Annotated in this window: 1 protein-coding gene; it reads left to right on the forward strand. The window is 68.8% G+C overall.

The features are described from left to right. On the forward strand, positions 1–443 hold a 443-nt coding region (locus GCN74_RS28345), incomplete at both ends, for a POTRA domain-containing protein (RefSeq protein WP_193317311.1).

Genomic DNA, 443 nt, shown 5'->3' on the forward strand with positions numbered 1-443 from the left:
CGCACCGGACGCTGCGCTGGGCCGCTGCCTGGGCACGCAAGCCATCAATGTGCTGATGGGCCGCATGCAGAACGCCATCATCGCGCGCGGCTACGTCACCACGCGGGTGCTGGCCGAGCCGCAGGATTTAAGCCGTGGCACCCTGGCTTTGACGTTGATACCGGGGCGCATCCGCCAGATCGGCTTTGCGCCCGGCACCCATCCCCGCGCCACCTGGTGGAATGCCGTGCCGGCGCGGCCCGGCGACTTGCTCAACGTGCGCGACACGGAGCAGGCGCTGGAGAATTTCAAGCGCGTGCCGACGGCCGAAGCCGATATCCAGATCATGCCGGCCGAGGGCGGCAATGCGAAGCCGGGCGAGAGCGACCTGCAGATCCAGTGGAAGCAGGGCTTGCCATTCCGCCTGGCGCTGGGCCTCGACGATGGCGGCTCGCGTTCGACGG

Source organism: Janthinobacterium sp. FT14W (genome assembly GCF_009208755.1).
Lineage (GTDB): Bacteria > Pseudomonadota > Gammaproteobacteria > Burkholderiales > Burkholderiaceae_D > Janthinobacterium > Janthinobacterium violaceinigrum.